Origin of the sequence: Nocardia sp. JCM 34519.1 (assembly GCF_020361265.1) — a bacterium.
Lineage (GTDB): Bacteria > Actinomycetota > Actinomycetes > Mycobacteriales > Mycobacteriaceae > Nocardia > Nocardia arthritidis_A.
This window is the reverse complement of record NZ_JAIRBR010000010.1, coordinates 75,621-90,648: the sequence shown is the minus strand read 5'-3', so window position 1 is coordinate 90,648 and position 15,028 is coordinate 75,621. Positions and strand designations below refer to the sequence as shown.

At 70.2% G+C, this 15,028-nt stretch carries 14 protein-coding genes; 3 read left to right on the top strand and 11 right to left on the bottom strand.

Annotation, left to right across the window (positions count from 1 at the left end):
• Positions 1 to 16: 16 nt before the first annotated feature.
• The gene (locus LGY53_RS24105; RefSeq protein WP_225728976.1) at positions 17 to 2,062 is read left to right on the top strand and encodes an erythromycin esterase family protein; all 2,046 of its coding nucleotides are present in this window, start codon (positions 17 to 19) and stop codon (positions 2,060 to 2,062) included.
• A gap of 219 nt (positions 2,063 to 2,281) precedes the next feature.
• Positions 2,282 to 3,784 (top strand): cation:proton antiporter, encoded by a 1,503-nt coding sequence (locus tag LGY53_RS24100; protein WP_225728975.1) that lies wholly within the window; start codon positions 2,282 to 2,284, stop codon positions 3,782 to 3,784.
• Here LGY53_RS24100 and LGY53_RS24095 read toward each other — a convergent pair.
• Positions 3,732 to 4,154 carry a nitroreductase/quinone reductase family protein gene (locus LGY53_RS24095; RefSeq protein WP_225728974.1) on the bottom strand — a complete coding sequence of 141 codons (423 nt, stop codon included), beginning with the start codon at positions 4,152 to 4,154 and terminating at the stop codon, positions 3,732 to 3,734. The genes LGY53_RS24100 and LGY53_RS24095 overlap by 53 nt on opposite strands.
• Before the next feature lie 175 nt (positions 4,155 to 4,329).
• Here LGY53_RS24095 and LGY53_RS24090 point away from each other — a divergent pair, with 175 nt between their 5' ends.
• Entirely contained in the window at positions 4,330 to 4,884 is a 555-nt protein-coding gene (locus LGY53_RS24090; protein WP_225728973.1) for a flavodoxin domain-containing protein, read from the top strand.
• Here LGY53_RS24090 and LGY53_RS24085 read toward each other — a convergent pair.
• From LGY53_RS24085 to ppsA, 10 genes are read right to left on the bottom strand one after another with little or no spacing between them, the layout of a single operon-like run.
• Positions 4,875 to 5,474 carry a V-type ATP synthase subunit D gene (locus tag LGY53_RS24085; protein WP_225728972.1) on the bottom strand — a complete coding sequence of 200 codons (600 nt, stop codon included), beginning with the start codon at positions 5,472 to 5,474 and terminating at the stop codon, positions 4,875 to 4,877. The two genes, LGY53_RS24090 and LGY53_RS24085, sit on opposite strands and share 10 nt — an antisense overlap.
• Before the next feature lies 1 nt (position 5,475).
• On the bottom strand, positions 5,476 to 6,891 hold the full coding sequence (locus tag LGY53_RS24080) for a V-type ATP synthase subunit B (RefSeq protein ID WP_225728971.1): 1,416 nt from the start codon (positions 6,889 to 6,891) through the stop codon (positions 5,476 to 5,478).
• Positions 6,888 to 8,624, bottom strand: coding sequence for a V-type ATP synthase subunit A (locus LGY53_RS24075; RefSeq protein ID WP_225728970.1), 1,737 nt, complete (start codon positions 8,622 to 8,624; stop codon positions 6,888 to 6,890). Before LGY53_RS24075 ends, LGY53_RS24080 begins: the two co-directional genes overlap by 4 nt.
• Complete coding sequence (locus tag LGY53_RS24070) at positions 8,621 to 9,139, bottom strand: hypothetical protein (RefSeq protein ID WP_225728969.1); 519 nt, start codon at positions 9,137 to 9,139, stop codon at positions 8,621 to 8,623. The genes LGY53_RS24075 and LGY53_RS24070 overlap by 4 nt, the downstream gene beginning before the upstream one ends.
• Positions 9,140 to 9,194: 55 nt before the next feature.
• Positions 9,195 to 9,413: a V-type ATP synthase subunit F gene (locus LGY53_RS24065; protein WP_225728968.1), complete on the bottom strand. Its 219-nt coding sequence runs from the start codon at positions 9,411 to 9,413 to the stop codon at positions 9,195 to 9,197.
• Position 9,414: 1 nt separating this feature from the next.
• Positions 9,415 to 9,834 (bottom strand): ATP synthase subunit C, encoded by a 420-nt coding sequence (locus tag LGY53_RS24060; RefSeq protein ID WP_225728967.1) that lies wholly within the window; start codon positions 9,832 to 9,834, stop codon positions 9,415 to 9,417.
• A 46-nt stretch (positions 9,835 to 9,880) separates the two neighbouring features.
• The gene (locus LGY53_RS24055; RefSeq protein ID WP_225728966.1) at positions 9,881 to 11,245 is read right to left on the bottom strand and encodes a V-type ATPase 116kDa subunit family protein; all 1,365 of its coding nucleotides are present in this window, start codon (positions 11,243 to 11,245) and stop codon (positions 9,881 to 9,883) included.
• A complete protein-coding gene (locus LGY53_RS24050; protein ID WP_225728965.1) occupies positions 11,232 to 12,158 on the bottom strand; it encodes a V-type ATPase subunit in 927 nt (308 codons plus the stop codon). The genes LGY53_RS24055 and LGY53_RS24050 overlap by 14 nt, the downstream gene beginning before the upstream one ends.
• Complete coding sequence (locus LGY53_RS24045; protein ID WP_225728964.1) at positions 12,155 to 12,589, bottom strand: hypothetical protein; 435 nt, start codon at positions 12,587 to 12,589, stop codon at positions 12,155 to 12,157. Before LGY53_RS24045 ends, LGY53_RS24050 begins: the two co-directional genes overlap by 4 nt.
• A 24-nt stretch (positions 12,590 to 12,613) precedes the next feature.
• The gene (ppsA, locus tag LGY53_RS24040) at positions 12,614 to 14,899 is read right to left on the bottom strand and encodes a phosphoenolpyruvate synthase (RefSeq protein ID WP_225728963.1); all 2,286 of its coding nucleotides are present in this window, start codon (positions 14,897 to 14,899) and stop codon (positions 12,614 to 12,616) included.
• Between the last annotated feature and the right edge of the window lie 129 nt (positions 14,900 to 15,028).

The following is a 15,028-nucleotide window of genomic DNA, read 5'->3' as shown; positions in this document are numbered from 1 at the left end:
CGAATAAGGAGGAACGATGACCGAGACCGAGGTGCGGTCCGGCGCGCATCGCCGCGTATTCCGGGACCGACACGAGGCGGGCCGGGTGCTGGGCGGACTGCTCGAGCACTATCGCGGCGAGCCGGACCTGCTGGTGCTCGGGTTGGCGCGCGGCGGCGTTCCGGTGGCCTGGGAGGTCGCCGCGGCGCTCGACGCGCCGCTGGATGCCATGGTGGTCCGCAAACTGGGTGCGCCGGGCAATCCGGAATTCGCGATCGGCGCGCTGGCCGCCGACGGCCGCATCGTGCTCAACGACGATCTGGTGCGCGCGCTGCGGTTGACGCCGGAACAAGTGCGGTCCATCGCGAACACCGAGGCGGAGGAGTTGCATCGGCGGGAGGCCGCCTATCGCGGCGGCCGCGGACCGCTGGCCGTCGCGGGCCGGACGGTGATTCTGGTAGACGACGGATTGGCAACGGGCGCAAGCATGTTCGCCGCCGTCGAGGCGATCCGGATGGGTGAGCCGAAACGGATCGTCGTCGCGGTGCCCGCCGCGCCCGAATCGACGTGCCGTGAGCTCGGCGGCTATGTCGACGAAATGGTCTGCGCGACAGTGCCTTCCCCGTTCCGTGCGGTCGGCGACTCGTTCTGGGATTTCACCCAGGTCACCGACGAGCAGGTGCGCGTACTGCTCGGCACCGACACCACCGGGACGGCGGTGCCGCCCCTCGACATCGTGGCGACGGTGCGCGCCGCGGCGATCGAAGCGCCCGGCGGGGTGCCGCCGGAACATGTCCTCGACGAGCTGATCGGCGACGCCCGCATCGTGCTGATCGGTGAAAGTTCGCACGGCACACACGAGTTCTACGCGGCGCGGGCGGAGATCACCCGTTGGCTGATCGAATACAAGGGTTTCACCGCCGTCTGCGCCGAGGCCGATTGGCCGGATGCCTACCGGGTGAACCGCTATCTGCACGATCGGGGCGGCGATATCTCGGCGGAGGAGGCGCTGCGCGGATTCGAACGCTTCCCGGCCTGGATGTGGCGCAACACCGTGGTGCGCGACTTCATCGAATGGCTGCACGCGCACAACCGGGAGCAGATCCGTAACGGCAAGCCGCGCACCGGTTTCTATGGCCTCGACCTCTACAGCATGCATCGATCGATGCAGGAGGTGGTGCATTATCTGGACCGGGTGGATCCGCGGGCGGCCCAGCGCGCCAGGATCCGTTACGCCTGCTTCGATCACGTCGCAGGCGACGACGGCGAGGCATACGGTTTCGCCGCGGCCTTCGGCGCGGGCAAATCCTGTGCGGCGCAGGCGATCCGGCAACTCGTCGAGATGCAGCGCGCCGGCCTCGCGCATACCGGGCTCGAACCCGTCGCGGCGGACGCGGAATTCGACGCGCTGCGCAATGCCTGGTCGGTGCGCGACGCGGAGGTCTACTACCGGGCCATGTTCGGTGACCGGGTGTCGTCGTGGAACCTGCGGGACCGGCATATGGCCGATACCCTCGACGCGCTGGTCGGCCACCTGCACCGCTACGGCGAACAGGCCGTCGACCGGGCCGGGCCCGCCGCGCGAATCGTGGTGTGGGCGCACAACTCCCACGTCGGCGACGCGCGCGCCACCGAGATGGGCACCGAGGATCAACTGACCCTCGGCCAGCTGGTGCGCGAAAGACACGGCGCCGCATGCCGTTGCATCGGTTTCAGCACCCATATCGGCACGGTGACCGCGGCGCGGGAGTGGGGCGGGCCCGCCATCCGCGAATCGGTGCGGCCCTCGCTGCCCTCCAGCGCCGAGGAGCTCGCGCACGACGTCGGTATGCCGGAATTCCTGCTGCGCTTCGATATTCCGGGCGACGCGACCGAAGCGCTGCGCCATCCGCGACTGCAACGCGCCATCGGCGTTGTCTACCGGCCGGGCACCGAACGGCAGAGCCACTACTACCACAGCCGAGTGGCCGATCAATTCGACGCGCTCATCCACATCGACCACACCACCGCGCTGGAACCGCTGGAGCCGACGAGCGAATGGAGTACCGGCATGACGCCGGAGACGTACCCGACAGGGTTGTGACCGGCACTGAACAGTCGAGGAAAGGAGGAGCGCAAGGTATTCGGGTATGAGAGAGCACCGGGGCCGACGCGGCCACCCTCTCACCTGTCCGCGTCGGCCCCGGCGGCCGCCCGTTAAGGTTGGTACAGGTGTGCCGGGAAGTCTGGTCGGCGGCTCCCGCTTTCGCTCGAGCTACGAGAGGACCCGCGTGCCCGTATCTCCCATATCGAGTGGGCGGCGATGGCTGATGTGACACCGTTCGCGATGGCTCTGCTGATCACCGCGCTGGTCGGCCTCGCCGCGGTCCTGTCGAACCGGCTCGGCGAGTGGATCCCCATCCCGGCGCCCGCGCTGTTCCTCTTGGGCGCCGCGGTGGTCTCGGATGTGTGGCCGTGGCTGGAGTCGGTGCCGGTCGGCCTGGTCGGCCGGGTGGTGACGGTCGCGCTGGTGGTGATCCTGTTCGACGGCGGTATGCAGATCGGTTGGCGCAGTTTCCGATCCGCCGCCGGGCCGATCGTTCTGATCGGTGTCGCGGGAACTCTGCTGACGGCCGTCGCGCTGGCGCTGGCCGCGCATCTGATCTTCGGCCTGGACTGGCGGATCGCGATGTTGCTCGGGACCGCCCTGTCGCCGACCGATCCCGCCGTGGTGTTCTCGGTACTGGGTCGCCGCGAGATCGGCGGCCGCAGCGGTGTGCTGTTGCAGGGGGAGTCCGGCGCGAACGATCCGGTCGGTATCGCCCTGCTCGCGGTACTGCTCGGCACGACCCATTTCGATTTGGGCGCAGTGGGATTCGCATTCGGTGCCTTCGTGTTGCAGATGACGGTCGGAGTGCTGGCCGGTGCGGTGGGCGGGCTCGCCCTGCTGTGGTTCATGCGCCGGGTGCCGCTGCCGTCGGCCGGGCTGTATTCGGTGCGGGTGCTGATGTGCGCGATGGCGATCTACGGAATCGCCACGCTGGCAGGCGGGTCCGGCTTCCTCGCGGTGCTGGTGGCCGGGATCGTGATCGGCGACCAGCGGGCGCCGTACAAGCCGGAGATCCAGCGATTCCATTCGGCGCTGGCGAGTTTGGCCGAAATCGTGGCGTTCGTGATGCTGGGCCTGACCATCCAGATCACCGGTCCGCACGGCGTTCTCGCGGAGGATGCGCTGTGGATCGGGCTCGGGTTGGCGGGATTGCTGTTGGTGATCCGGCCCGCGCTGGTCGGGTTGGTGCTGTGGCGGGTGGATCTGACCCGGGGTGAACGCGCCTTCGTGCTCTGGACCGGGTTGAAGGGTGCGGTGCCGATTCTGTTGGGCACCTTCATACTTCAGGCCGGGGTCACCGACGCGGCACGTGCGTACGAGATCATCTTCGTCGTCGTCGCCTGCTCGGTGATCGTGCAGGGCGGCGTGGTGCCCGCACTGGCCGGGCGACTCGGTGTTCCGTTGCGCATCGTGAACCCGCGGCCGTGGGCGTTGGGCGTGCGCTTCGAGGAGGAGCCGGACGGGCTGCGGCGCTTCGTCGTCGCGGCGGGTTCGGCCGCGGACGGCGTCACCGTCGCCGACATACCGGCGGCCGACTTCTGGGTCAGCGTCATCATCCGGCAGGGCCGTCTGGTGAACGTCAGCGCCGAAACCGTGCTGCTGCCGGGTGACGAGGTGCTCGTGCTCGCCGAGCCGGAGTCCGAGGCCGATCTGGCGGCTGTCTTCACCCGGCCGGGCGCGCGGTCACCACGTCGACCACCACGAACGGATCCGTGATCGGCGCCGGAGTGCGTGGGAAGGCCTGCTGATAGATCGCGGCCACCTCCTCGTGTTCGAGCGAATCCGGCTGGGCCACATGCCCGGTCCCGCTATGCCACCGGCCGTCCAGCCAGATCTCCACCGGCCGTTCGGAACGGAAGTTGCGCCACCACGTCTTTGTGCCGGCGTGACCTACCAGGACGACGACGCTGTCGCCCGAGCGGGCATAGGAAACGGGTAATGCGATGGCCCGCCCCGATTTTCGCGCCACATAGCGCAGCTCGCACCGGCTGTGGCGCAGGCTGCGGCCGATCGGCGAATGCAGTGCCGTCAGCAGCGCGGTCGCACCGAAACCCGGTGTGCGGTAACGGGGCATGCTGGATGTCATGTGTCAAGGATCGCCCGGCGGTGCGGTGCGGCGACAGGTCCGAAGGGCATCGGCCGAATAGTCATCGGTCCCTCGCCGAGGGTTGCCGGGAGCCGCGCTCGGACAGGCCGTTGGTCCTCCGGGCCCGGGTCCGATGGCTCTGCATGGCGCGGGTCCCGCGTCGCAGGCTGATGGTATGGACTCGAACAAGATGCGCATCGCGGTCATCTACGCGACCGCACAGGGCTCGACCCGCGATATCGCGGAATTCATCGCCGCCGACTTCGCCGCCCGCGGCGCCGAGGTCGAGCTGCACGATGTGGCACACGCACCGGCACTGTCCCGCTTCGACGCGGTGGTGCTCGGCAGCGCCGTGCACAATATGGACCTGCTGCCCGCCGCCGTCGCGTACGTGCGCGACCACCGGGCCGAGCTGACCCCGGCGCGGGTGTGGCTGTTCAGCGTCGGGCTCGGCCCCGCGCTGCGCGGCCCGATCGGCCGCCGCATCGGCCGCACGGTGCCGAAAAAGATCGCGGTGCTGCGTGATTCGATCGCCCCCGTGGAATACGCGGCCTTCGCAGGCCATTACGAGCGGGCCGGTGTCTCCCTGTGGGCGCGCACCCTCTTCCGCCTGCTCGGCGGCACCCGCTACGGCGACCTGCGCGACTGGGCCGCGATCTCCGCCTGGTCCGCCGGAATCGCCCGAGCGCTGGGCCTTCCGCAGCCCCAGGCGACGACGGTTCACCCGTAGGTCGAATGTGTATGGGAGCGCGGCAGTTCCGCGCGCTCGCGTTCGGCGAGGGTGAATTCCAGTGTGGCGAGCGCGGATCGGAGATCGGGGATGCGGCGGTGGCGGAGAGCCTGGGCGCGGATGCGGGTGGCGGTGAGTTCGGACTGGACGGCGTCGACGGCGGCCGATGCCGCGGCATGTGCGGCTGCTGCGCTGAGTGCCGTGGCGTGTGCTGCGCGGGCGTGTACGGCGGCTGAGCTCATTGTGATCGAAGAGCCTTGGGGGACAGGGCAATCTATATCGGTTGGGTAGCGGACACCGGCCAGCGTCGCGTAGTGCACCGTCAGCTCGGCGGGCGCGGCGGGGGCGGCGAGGTCGAGCGCGCGCTCGCCGCCGAGCATTGCGGCGCGCAGCCGCCAGGTGCGCGCGGTGGCGGTGGCGGCGGTCCAAGCCCGGCCGGTCTCCTGTTGCCGGGAGCGCAGACGGGTGAGCTCGTGTGCGAGGACGGCCTGTTTGCGTTCCAGCAGCGACAGCGCGTCACCGGCCAGTGCGAGCCGTTCTCGCAGCCAAAGACGTCCGGCCCGGCCGGGTGGAATCCGTAAGGCGGTCATATTATTTCGCTTCCTCGGTGCCGACGCCGTGTGCGTCGAGCAGTTCGCCGGGCAGCATGGTGAGCGCGCCGCGCGGCAGGGTGGCCAGCGCCCGCCAGGCGCGGTCCATGGTTTCGTCGAGCGAGCGGTACTCGGTATGGCCCTGCCGCATCAGCTCATCGGTGAACGCATCGGCGAAAGCCAGATGCGCGCGGTCGATTTCGCTCAACGTCGCCGTGCCGATGAGCTCGCTCAGCTCGCGCACCTGGCGAGCCCTGGCCAGCGCGGCGAACAGCTGCCCGGCCGCCGGCAGATGGTCGGCCCGGGTCCGCTCGGCGCCGACCCCGTCGCGCATCAGCCGTGACAGCGAGGAGAGCACATCCACCGGGGGATATGCGTCATCGGCCTGCGCCTGCGCCGAGAGCACGATCTGGCCCTCGGTGATGTAGCCGGTGAGATCGGGCACCGGATGGGTGATGTCGCCGCCGGGCATCGTCAAAACCGGTAACACGGTGACCGAACCCGGCAGGCCCGAGATCCGGCCGCAGCGCTCGTACAGCGTGGCCAGATCGCTGTACAGGTATCCGGGATATGCTCGGCGGGAAGGGATTTCGCCGCGCGCCGCGGACACCTCGCGCAGCGCCTCCGCATAGTTGGTCATATCGGCGAGCAGGACGAGCACGTGGCGCCCGCCGCCCGCACCGGTCGCATCGCCGAATGCGAGGCTCTCCGCGACGGTGAGCGCCAGCCGCGGGGTGAGCAGGCGTTCGATCACCGGATCGTCGGCGAGATTCAGCAGCAGCACCAATTCTCCTGCGGCGCCGCGCTCTTGGAGTACGTCGCGCACGTATGCGGCATCGGCGTTGGTCAGCCCGAGCCCGGCGACGACGACGCTGAACGGATCCCCGCCCGCATCGGCCTGCGCCGCGATCTGGCAGGCGAGCCGCAGATGCGGCAGCCCGGGCACCGAGAACACCGGTAGCTTCTGTCCACGCACCAGCGTCATCATGGCGTCGATCACCGAAATCCCGGTGAGTACCGGTTCGGCGGGTGGCTCCCGACGCAGCGGGTTGAGCGGCGCACCGGAGACCGCGACGGGCGCGCCGAGCACCGGCGGTCCGCCGTCGAGCGGTTCACCGCGGCCGTTGCACACCCGGCCCAACCAGCCGGGGCCGACCGCGATCCGGAATGGAGCGCCGGTGAATTCTATTGCGGCGCGGGCGGGATCGATCGCCGCCGTACCCTCCAGCACCTCGACGAGGGCGAGATCGCGATCGGCGTCGAGCACGACACCGTGGCGGACCGTGCCGTCGGCCAGCCGAATGGCGACGAATTCGTCCCAGCCGATATCGGTGACACCGGAGACCACGAGCAGCGGCCCCCGCAGTTCGCGAATGTCGGTGTAGCGGATCCAGCGTTGGTGCGCCGCTGCACTCATGGTCGGTCTCCCGCAGGCTCGGTGGTCAGGGCGGACAGCCGGGTCAGCATCGCGTCGCGCAGCCGCCCGGCCGCCGCGGTGTCCGCCGGACCAGCGGCCTCGCGGGCGCGGACGAGCGGTCCGAAATCCAGCGCCTCGATCCGCTCGGGCGCGACGCCGGCGGCGGCCAGTTCCCGGCAGCGGTCCAGCACCACGAGCACGGCATCGACCAGCGCGGTCGCCTTCGCCATCGAACAATGGGAGTCGTTGGCGGACAAAGCGTTCTGTTGCAGCACCGCCTCGCGCAGCAGGCGTCCGCCCAGCAGCACCATGCGTTCGTCCGGCGGAAGGGTTTCGACGCCGACCAATTCGGTGAGCGCGGTGAGCCGGTCGGCGGCGGCCAGCAGCCCCACCACCCTGGTGCGCCGAGCGGACCAGTCGAGATCGCCCGCCGCGGCGTAGCCCGCCGCGACCGCGTCGACGTCGTGCGAGAACGACGCCGACCAGGAGAGCGCGGGATAGTGTCTGGCATAGGCGAGTTCGCGATCCAGTGTCCAGCGGGTGCGGACGAAACGCTCGGTCTGCGCGGTGACCGGTTCGGACAGATCGCCGCCCGGCGGTGAGACCGCGCCGACGATCGTCACCGAGCCCGCCGCCCCACCGAGCGTGGTGACCGCTCCCGCGCGCTCGTAGAAGGCGGCCAGCGCCGACGCCAGATCCGCCGGGTAACCCTCCTCCGCGGGCAATACGCCGGTGCGGGAGGCGAATTCGCGCAATGCCTCCGCCCAGCGGGAGGTGGAGTCGGCGATCACCACGGCGTGATAACCCATATCGCGGAAGAATTCCGCGACGGTGACACCGGTGTAGATGCTGGCCTCCCGCGCCATCATCGGCATATTCGAGGTGTTGGCGATCACCACGGTACGCGCGGCCAACGGGCCGCCGGTGCGCGGATCGGTGAGCGCGAACAGTTCTGCGACGATCTGCGCCATCTCGTTACCGCGCTCGCCGCAACCGACGTAGACGATGACGTCGGCATCACACCACTTGGCAAGCTGCTGCAGCAGCATGGTCTTACCGGTGCCGAATCCGCCTGGCACGCCGACCGTTCCGCCCTTCGCGACCGGAAACAGCAGATCCACCGCGCGCTGTCCGGTGCGCAGTGCCGCCGCGGCGGCGTCGCGACGGCGAAAGGGGCGTGCCCTGCGCACCGGCCAGCGCTCGGACATGGTGACGGCCGTTCCGCCGATGCAGGCCAGTTCCTGGTCCGCCGAGTAAGCACCTTCCTGGACAATTGAATTCACGATGCCATCGCGCGAAGACGGTACGAGCACCCGATATTCGATCGGCCCCGCCTCGACCGCGCCGAGCTGCTCGCCGGGTCCGACCGAGCGACCGGACCCGATGGTGGGTCGGAAATGCCAGCGGCGACCGTCCGTTTCCCGAAAGCCGCCGGGCGTGAGCCAGGTGGGGGCCGTATGCAGCGGACGCAACAACCCGTCGAATACGCCCCCGAGCAGTTCGGGCGTCAATCGCGCGGACAGCGGATGGTGCAGAGGTGCGACGGGTGCGCCGGGCCCGAGCCCACCGGTCGCCTCGTATGCCTGAACCGTCACCCGGTCGTCGCGGATCGCGACGATCTCCCCGGGCGACGCGGATTCGCCGAGGGCGACGAGGTCGTTCATCGCGGCACCGGTGAAGGCGCCGACCTCGACGAGCGGCCCCGCGACGCGCAGCACATGCGGTGCGCTCATGTCCACAGCCCGCCGATGCCGGGCTCGACATCCTCTATGGCCCGTAATGCGATGGTGCGCAACCGGAAATCGACTACCCGCCCGGCCGCTGTCGCGGTCAGCCCGCCCTCGGCGTCCTCGGTGATCGCCGCGCGCTCGCCGAGCAGTTCGGCTGCCTTGGTGCGCAAACCATCTCGGATCACCGGATAGTCCGGTGTGTCGCGCAGCGCCAGTACGGCGTCCGTCGCGGCGGCCCGCCAGCGGTCGTAGGCGGTGCGCTGCGCGGCCAGAAGTTCGGTGCGCCTTGCGCGTTCGGTGTCGCGGCGGCGGACGGCCAGTCGGTCCTCGGCCCGCGCGGTACCGGCGGCCTCGGCGCGCGCGGTGATCGCGGCCGCCTCCGTCCGGCCCTGCTCGACGGTTGTCCGCGCGTCGATCCGCGCGGCGGCGAGGGTGTGTTCGGCGTCGGCGGCCGCGGCGCGCAGCAGTTCGTCGCGCAGCGGTCGCAGCGCGGTCGCCGGGTCGCTCGTGGAGTTCATGGTGTCGTGACCTCCGAATCATTTTGTACGGCAACAGGTGTGCGTAAGGCGGTGTTCATTCCGGCAGCACAACGGCGAGCGGCCGACCCGCGGCGAGTTCGGCGGCGAGAGACCGTGCGGCCGTCGCGGTGACGATTACCAGCGCGGTGTCGCGGCCGAGTGAATGCCAAGCGGCGCGAACGGCATCCGGCTCGGCCGCGGGTATCGCCCGCGCGCCCGCCAGCCGGTAACCCGCGATCAGGTCCGGTTCGCCGATCACCGCGACCGCACCCATCTCAGGCCTTCCCGATCAGCATGACCGCGACGATCAGGCCGTAGATCGCGATGCCCTCGGCGAGGCCGACCACGACCATGGCGCGGCCGAAGATCTCCGGGCGCTCGCTCATCGCGGCCAGTGCGGCCGCACCGGTGTAGGCCACTGCGATACCGGCGGCGATCGAAGACCCGGCTACGGCGATGGCCGCGCCGATGAGCGCGGCCCAATCGGCCGCGCCGCCACCGGATCCCGTCGCGGCCTGTGCGGCGGCCGGTCCGGCCGAGGTGGCGATCAGCATGGCCACCATCGCGGCGGCGAGTACGGCGGCGGTCATGAACGCGAACGGCCGCAGGGCCGACCGGCCGCGGTGGCGCAGCACCAAGATGCTGACGGTCGCGACGATCACCAGGGCGGGTAGCGCGATGATCCAGGTCGTCATGGGAAGCTCTCCGATCCGTAGTCGGCTGTAGCGATGATCAGGTGGCTCAGCATGGGGTGTGCTCCGATTCGTCAACCGGAATGTGCCACGGCGTGAACGGCTGCCCCGTACCCTCGAAGACTCTGGAGAACAGTTCGTAGAATTCCAGGCGCAGGGCCTGTATTCCGGCGACGAGGGCCTCCAACGCGAAGGCCGATGCGTTGCCGACGACGAAAATGGCTGCCGCCAATACGATTCCGGCTATTCCGCGACCGGCGACCGCGGTGGCGGCCTGCCAGATCACCCAGCCGATCGCCGCATGGGTCATGCCGAAGGCGGCCAGCCTGGCGAAGGACACCAGGTTCGCGCCGATGCGCAACACCAGATCGAACACGCCGATGCCGGATCGCGCGATACCGGTTGCGCCGCCGCCGGATTCGGTGAACATACCGATCACCGAGAGTGCCAGGCCGATGACGGTGCTCGTCGCGCCCGCGATCAGTAGTCCGATGGTGTGGGCGAGTACGCCCCATGTCGTCGTACCGAGGCCGAGAAATGTTGTGGCCCCGGCTATTCCGGAGGTGGCGTAGAGAGCAGCGCGGATACCGCCCTCGCGCCAGCGGTTCACCGTCCCGATCCCGTAGGCGAATGCGAGCAGCGCCGCGCCCACCCCGACCGCGGCGACCATGAGGCGCACCGGATCGTCGATCGGGTCCAGCCACAGCACCGACAGTACCCTCGTCGGGCCGAAGAATTCGCCGTAGAGCAGTCCGAATACGGTGGCGGTGCCGCCCGCGCAGGCGACGAAGACCCACAGCCTGCGCAGTGCGGTGAGCCGCCGAATCCAGCCGCCGCGCAGCACCAGCGCCGCGGCGAGCAGCAGCAGCCCATGGCCCGCGTCGCCGAACATCATCCCGAACATTGCGACGTACGCCAGCCCGGCGGGGATCGTCGGGTCGATATCGCGGTAGGGCACGGTGCCGTATATCCGGACCAGCGGCGCGAAACTCGCACGCAGCGGCCGATTTTCGGTGAGCAGGGTGGGCGGGTCGATGCCGCGCGGGGTGGCGAGCGGAACCACGGCGGCCCCGAGCGGGCGCAGCAGCGTGGTGAGCGCGGGCAATTCGGTCTCCGGGCACCATCCGGCCACCGCGGCGACGGACCGGCGGCGCACCGCCGCGTCGAGATAGCCGCGCAGTTGGTGTTCGCCTGCGAGTAGTTCGGTGCGACCGGTACGCGTCAGCTCCGCGAGATCCGGCTCGGTACGCGAAAGCCGTGGAGTCCCGGAGACGGTGTCGGTATCGGAAATTCGGTCCAGTTGGACGACGCCGGTCGCGGCCACCCGTACCAGGACCGCCCGCAGCGAGTCCGCCGGCGCGACCAGCGCGATCCGGCGCATCCGAACCGGCGTAAGCGCTTCAGACCAGCTCATCGTATGCCTCCGTGGCCGGGGCGCCCGCCGCGGCGAAGTGCAGTGCGGCGCGGACGCGCCAGGCGTCGGCGCCGAGCACCGCGACCGCGCCGACCGGTTTCGCGGCACCGAAGTGGTTGGCGTGCAACAGTTCCGCGCCGTCCCGGGCCACGGTGGACCACCAGCGGAACTCGGCGCGCCACAGCTCGTCGATCGAGGTGGTTCCGATGAGTGCCCAGCGCGCGGCGACGGGCAGCGCCGCGGTGAACGCGGTCAGGTCCGCGGCGGTGACGGCGGCCGAGCCGAGGAGCCGAACCGCCTGCCGCGCACCGGGTTCGGTGAGTGTTCGGGATTCGAGCAGCCGATGCCGGGCCACCAGCAGCGCCGCCCCGCCGGATGCCCACCTGACCGCGGCGGGCACCTGGGTGACCACCCGGTTCGCCCAGGTGAGTGCGGTGCCGACGGCGATGTCGGCGGCCGAGTCGCCGCCCGGGTCGCCCCACGGGGTCTGCCGCAGCGCGGCCCGCAGCGACGTGGTGGATGCACTGTCGCGCAGCCGATTCCAGGCGATGGCGAGGGCGCCGAGTTCGAAGGGTCTCGACTCGGTGATCCGGCCGTCGAGCGCGGCCGCGAGGGTCCGGATATTGGCCAGTTCGAAACCGCCCGCGAGTGTGCGGATCATCCGCGCGCCCGGTCGTGGCTGCCAGCCCGCCAGCACCCGCAGCTGCCAGAGCGCGGTCGCGGCTATCGCGTCCTCGGTGTCGGCCAGGCTCGCACCGACATCGATACCCCTGCGGTACGGGCCGTCGGCGAGGTATCGCTGTGCGGCCGTGAGCGATCCGGATGCGGCGAGCTCCCTGGCGCGCGCGGCGCCGAGACAACGGTTCGAAAGTGCGACGGCGCGAACGTTTCCCGCGACCCATCCGGCGCTCATCGGGCCACCGGCCCTGTCGCGGTGCACAATTCCGCGATCAGCTGGTGTGCGCGGGCGGTGACCCGTGCGACATAGGCGGGCAGCCGGTCCTCGGCCCGGAGCTCGATGGCGGTGGGTGCGGTATCCGTCGGCGGATTCGCGGCGAGCAGTCGGTCGGTGGCTTGCTGGGCGACGAATTCGACTTGTTCCCTTGCCCTTTCGACGATCGCCCGCGCTTCCGCCGCGGCTTCCCCGCGCAGTTGAGCCGCCAAGGCGATCGCATCACGGCGGATCCGGTCGGCCCGATCCTGCGCGTCATCGAGCAGGGCGAGCACCGGCAGCAATTCGGCGGCGGCCTCCGCGGGCCGATCCGCGGGAATCCCGCGCGGCACGGCCGATCCCGGTGCGCCCGCGGGCCGGAAGCGGTCGAGGAAATCCTGCCATCCCGGCATGCGTCCTCCGATCCGACGATGTGGTTACCGCGCGTGCGGGCGGTCGAGGGCCGCGTCGAGCAGCACGCGGCGTTCGGCGGCGGCCACCACCGTGCGCACCTGCTCGATCGCGTCGGGGTTGACCGAGATCGAAGTGATGCCCATCCGTACGAGATGTTCGGCGAAATCGGGGCGGGTGGAAGGGGCTTGGCCGCACAGCGACGATGTGATGCCGTGTGCGCGAGCGATGTGCACGATCTGTTCGATGGCGGCGAGGACCGCGGGATCGGCCTCGTCGAAAATGTCGGCGCACAACTGGGAATCGCGATCGACGCCGAGCATGAGCTGGGTCAGGTCGTTGCTGCCGATCGAGACGCCGTCGATGCCGAGGCCGATGTACTCGGGTAGCCAGTGCACCACCGAGGGCACCTCGGCCATCACCCAGCGGTGCAGGCCGCGTGCCCTGCCGAGCGGGCCGGCGTCGATCAGTTCCAGGCACGCCTCCAGCTCCCAGCGGGTGCGCACGAACGGAATCATCAAGTGCACGTTGGGCGTCCGCTCCCGGACCCGGGCCAGCGCCGCCAGCTCCAGCCGGAACATCTCCGGCTCGCGCACGTAGCGGAAGCAGCCGCGGTACCCGATCATCGGGTTGTCCTCGACCGGTTCGTAGCTCGCGCCGCCGGTGAGCGCGCGGAATTCGTTGCTGCGCAGGTCGGTTGCCCGATAGATCACCGGACGGGGTGCGAAAGCGGCGGCGATCCGGCCGAGCGAGTCGGCCATCCGGTCGACGAAGGTCCGCTGTTCGCCGCGGGTGATCAGCTCGTGCGGGTGATAGCCGCCGAGCGCACGGGTGAGCAGGAATTCGGCCCGCAGCAGCCCGACGCCGTCGACCCGCTGCGCCGCAACGTGTTCCGCGAGGTCCGGCATGGCGAGGTTGACGTAGATCTTGGTGGCGGTGGTGGGTGCGATCGCGGACGGGACCGGCGCGGGTTCGCGCATGTGCACCGGTTGCGGCAGCGCGCCCTCGAGGATCCGGCCGCTGCCGCCGTCGACGGTGACGACCTGTCCGCTGCGCAGATCCGTTGTCGCGGTGCGGGTCCCGACGACGCAGGGTACGCCGAGCTCACGGGCGACGATCGCCGCGTGACAGGTGACGCCGCCGCTGTCGGTGACCAGCGCGACCGCCCGGCGGATGGTCGGCACCCAGTCGGGTGTGGTGCGTTCGGCGACGAGGATTTCCCCGTCCCGCAAGAGATGTCCCTCTTCCGGGCCCGCCAGCACCCGGACCGTTCCGGTGGCGGTGCCCGGCGACGCGGGCAGTCCGGACACCAGGACGGCTCCGGTGTGTTGCGGCGCCTCGGGCACCGCGGCCGGGCCGAGCGTGGTGATCGGCCGGGCCTGGACCAGCCAGATCTGCCCGCCGTCGATCGCCCATTCGACGTCCTGCGGTCTGCCGTAATGCTTTTCGGCCGCGATGGCCAGCCGGGCGATGCCGCGGACGTCGCCGTCGCTGAGCACCCGCTCGTTCGGGTCGGTGAGCTCGACCGTCTTGTCACCGCCGCCCGCCGCGTCGCGGACGATCTCGAAGCGCTGATTTCCGGTGTGCGCCACCAGAATCCGCAGATCATCCTTGGCGACCACGTAATGATCGGGTTCGACCGCCCCGGAGACGACCACCTCGCCCTGTCCGCGCGCACCCTCGATGACCACCCGATCCGTATCGCCGGTGGCCGGATCCGCGGTGAAGGCGACGCCGCTGCGGCGCACGTCCACCATCACCTGCACGACGACGGCCATGGCCGGTGCGCCGTCGAATTTCCGTTCGGCGCGATAGGTTTCGGCGCGCGGGCTGAACAGTGAGGCCCAGCAGGCGCGCACCGCCTCGACCACCTCGTCGGCCCCGCGCACATTCGTCGCGGTGACATTCATGCCCGCGAACGACGCCGACGCGCTGTCCTCACCGGTGGCCGATGACCGCACCGCGACGACGGCGGGCTCGTCCTCGGTGCCGAGCGCCGCGTAGGCGCGCCGGATCTGCTTGGCCAAATCCGTTGGTATACCGGCATTTCCGACCAGCTCCCGAAGCCGCTCGCAGCGGTGGGTGAGTTCGGCGTCGGAGCCGACGGCGGCCAGCGCAGCCTTGTGTTCGGCGGCCAAATCCTCGGCGACACCGCCACGCCGCATCGCGTCCAGGTAGCCGGACCGCAGTACGACGAAGGTGGCGGGCACCGGCAGTCGCGCCGCCGTCAGCTCGCCGAGGTTGGCGCCCTTACCGCCGGCCTCGACCTCATCGGTCAATCGGATGTCCGCGATGTCACGTACGAATTCCATGATCCGACTGTGCCGGTCCGCGATCGCGGGTACGAGAGGCCAAGGCCGACCACCCGACGGCCGAAAGTCCCTCGCCGGACATCGTTTCGGCCCTGGGGCGGTGCGGTGGGGCTCCGTAGCGTCGAGATG

Excerpts from the sequence above, each read along its gene's own strand:
- LGY53_RS24105 (WP_225728976.1), top strand. The coding sequence starts at position 17 with ATGACCGAGACCGAGGTGCGGTCCGGCGCGCATCGCCGCGTATTCCGG.
- LGY53_RS24100 (WP_225728975.1), top strand. The coding sequence starts at position 2,282 with ATGGCTGATGTGACACCGTTCGCGATGGCTCTGCTGATCACCGCGCTG.
- LGY53_RS24095 (WP_225728974.1), bottom strand. The coding sequence starts at position 4,154 with ATGACATCCAGCATGCCCCGTTACCGCACACCGGGTTTCGGTGCGACC.
- LGY53_RS24090 (WP_225728973.1), top strand. The coding sequence starts at position 4,330 with ATGGACTCGAACAAGATGCGCATCGCGGTCATCTACGCGACCGCACAG.
- LGY53_RS24085 (WP_225728972.1), bottom strand. The coding sequence starts at position 5,474 with ATGACCGCCTTACGGATTCCACCCGGCCGGGCCGGACGTCTTTGGCTG.
- LGY53_RS24080 (WP_225728971.1), bottom strand. The coding sequence starts at position 6,891 with ATGAGTGCAGCGGCGCACCAACGCTGGATCCGCTACACCGACATTCGC.
- LGY53_RS24075 (WP_225728970.1), bottom strand. The coding sequence starts at position 8,624 with ATGAGCGCACCGCATGTGCTGCGCGTCGCGGGGCCGCTCGTCGAGGTC.
- LGY53_RS24070 (WP_225728969.1), bottom strand. The coding sequence starts at position 9,139 with ATGAACTCCACGAGCGACCCGGCGACCGCGCTGCGACCGCTGCGCGAC.
- LGY53_RS24065 (WP_225728968.1), bottom strand. The coding sequence starts at position 9,413 with ATGGGTGCGGTCGCGGTGATCGGCGAACCGGACCTGATCGCGGGTTAC.
- LGY53_RS24060 (WP_225728967.1), bottom strand. The coding sequence starts at position 9,834 with ATGACGACCTGGATCATCGCGCTACCCGCCCTGGTGATCGTCGCGACC.
- LGY53_RS24055 (WP_225728966.1), bottom strand. The coding sequence starts at position 11,245 with ATGAGCTGGTCTGAAGCGCTTACGCCGGTTCGGATGCGCCGGATCGCG.
- LGY53_RS24050 (WP_225728965.1), bottom strand. The coding sequence starts at position 12,158 with ATGAGCGCCGGATGGGTCGCGGGAAACGTTCGCGCCGTCGCACTTTCG.
- LGY53_RS24045 (WP_225728964.1), bottom strand. The coding sequence starts at position 12,589 with ATGCCGGGATGGCAGGATTTCCTCGACCGCTTCCGGCCCGCGGGCGCA.
- ppsA (WP_225728963.1), bottom strand. The coding sequence starts at position 14,899 with ATGGAATTCGTACGTGACATCGCGGACATCCGATTGACCGATGAGGTC.